The sequence below is a fragment of the Microcoleus sp. F4-D5 genome (assembly GCF_036704885.1).
GTDB lineage: Bacteria > Cyanobacteriota > Cyanobacteriia > Cyanobacteriales > Microcoleaceae > Microcoleus.
In genome coordinates this window covers 1-1928 of record NZ_JAUBSX010000179.1, presented here as the reverse complement: position 1 = coordinate 1928, position 1928 = coordinate 1, and the positions used below count along the sequence as shown (strand labels likewise).

Sequence of the window (1928 nt, the reverse complement as noted above, 5' to 3'; positions counted from 1 at the left end):
AAAAACTCATATTTAACGTTGGTTGAATATATTGATCGCTTTTGTTATTGATTGGCGATCACTTATTCAGCAAGCCCAAATTAGAATCGTATTGCGGGATTGGGCAGCTCCCCGCACCGGTAAGGTTGTCCCCACGCTTGCCGTAGATTTGATGTACCCCCAAAGCGCTGAGTTAGTCGGGTTCTACCCCCTGGGATTTGTTGCAGAAGCAGACCGCCCCAAGATTGCCGTCGGCGAAACTCGAACTATGAAGATTTGGACGAAAGGAGACGGCGAAACCGGCATCCCCACCACCAAAGTTTGGCTGTTCGACGAAAGCGTGACCGAAGAGCAAATTCAGGATGTTCTCATGTTCGGGCGCGCGGCATCGAGTTTGTGGAAACCGGAAGATTTCGGTTTGTCCCCTTAATCGCAAGAGAGTTGTACAGCGCGACTTGTCTAAACTTTCCCAACAAAAAGCCGCTGTAGAGTGTCGAGTTCTCAATCAGCTTTTTGTTTTTTACAAGACGGTAGAGAGTTCGTCAGCGACTTGAATTCGACCTTTGAGCAGGGAGCGAATCAGGCGGTCGAGCGAGCCGCGTTCTTCTTCAGTAATAGACTCGTCGAGGATGGCGGCCATCATGCCGTAGCGGTCAGCTTTGGTAAGGCGGTGAGTATCGGTGACAGTAGCGATGATTTCGTTGATAGCGCCGGGGAGAAGGTTGACTGATGACACGGTATTGCTTTGAACTCGACACTTCAATCATCTCCTGGTTTCCCTTGAGAGCAAGTGATGGTGCTGGCATTTTCTGCGTGATAATACTGAAGGTGTTGGGTAAGCCGCGTCTGCGTTACAAGCGATCGAAGTCACAATAACCCAGCGGAGCTGTGGAACAATTAGAACTTTTAGCGCTGCTGAATTTAGGTAAGGTTGAGGCGGTGAGCAATTCATAAAAAACAATTCAACCCGAGTCGTATTCAGCAATATTCGCCTGGGGCGATCGCATCAATCATACCTCGATCCAGCAATGCAGGCGGTGGCGTTGCTTGATCGGGGTATGAAAAAAATAACTTGAAAATCCCGAAGTTTTGTGGATACTGGTTTATATGATATCCATTCCGGTAACACCGGAATGATGGTTGACTGTTGACTGTTGACTGTTGACTGTTGACTGTTGACTCGATTTTATGATTCCAATGCAACCGGAAACGATATGACTTGCATATTGAGCCAGTCATACCCTAAATCAGCAACGCCCTTTACCTTTGGCTTCAAATCAATTCTGCAGTTTCACGCTTGCACCGCCCGCTGTCTCGGGCTGTACCTGTGCTGACACAACGCATCTTCTTTGCTAATCTCAAAGTTAGTTCTTTACCGCAATTGCTCGTGGGCAGCCAATCTACAGCCAAAACTATCTTTCTGGTCGCCTCTATGGCGGGCTGGCTTATCGTTGGTGCATCTTTGATGTATCTTTTTCCGCTCGTCGCAGATTGGTTGATATCCTCCGACCGCACTCACCTATGGATGCAGACCCTCAGCCGCAGCGGTTACAATCCTATGCTGGCTTGGGTAGGAGGAGGTATCGCTCTGGTTGTTACCGTGTCGGGGTATATCATCTGGCATCAGAGGTTTGAAGGCAAGATTTAGAGCGATGGTCGCAGGTCGATTTTGGAGCGATCGAGTTCTGAGTTCAAAGAAGTGCGGGAGGCCTTTGCGGTGAGGCGTAAAAAAAGCCTCCCAAGACGACTGTCGGAATTTTAGATATTTATGAGTGCTGGTTTGATATACAGTGCTTGCTTTTTGGAAAACAGCGAGTGCTATATTTCTGAAAGTTTGGGCTGCTGTAAAGCAAGATAGTATTAATGAATCTGGGCACTGTTCTCTTAAGGAGTGAGATATTGAAACCCCCGAAAGGTGAGGAGTTCAGAGATAGCGAGGGGACGAGAGA

The 1928-nt window shown here is 48.1% G+C and carries 3 protein-coding genes; 2 read left to right on the top strand and 1 reads right to left on the bottom strand.

Features of this window, described 5'->3' with window-relative positions; translation table 11 throughout:
- Positions 1 to 91: 91 nt before the first annotated feature.
- On the top strand, positions 92 to 409 hold the full coding sequence (locus QUA80_RS33390) for a hypothetical protein (RefSeq protein ID WP_333429183.1): 318 nt from the start codon (positions 92 to 94) through the stop codon (positions 407 to 409).
- Between the two features lie 90 nt (positions 410 to 499).
- On the opposite strand, the gene QUA80_RS33385 is transcribed toward QUA80_RS33390, so the two are convergent.
- The gene (locus QUA80_RS33385; RefSeq protein ID WP_333429182.1) at positions 500 to 715 is read right to left on the bottom strand and encodes a hypothetical protein; all 216 of its coding nucleotides are present in this window, start codon (positions 713 to 715) and stop codon (positions 500 to 502) included.
- A 561-nt stretch (positions 716 to 1276) separates the two neighbouring features.
- Here QUA80_RS33385 and QUA80_RS33380 point away from each other — a divergent pair.
- Positions 1277 to 1627 carry a hypothetical protein gene (locus QUA80_RS33380; RefSeq protein WP_333429181.1) on the top strand — a complete coding sequence of 117 codons (351 nt, stop codon included), beginning with the start codon at positions 1277 to 1279 and terminating at the stop codon, positions 1625 to 1627.
- The last annotated feature ends 301 nt before the right edge of the window (positions 1628 to 1928 follow it).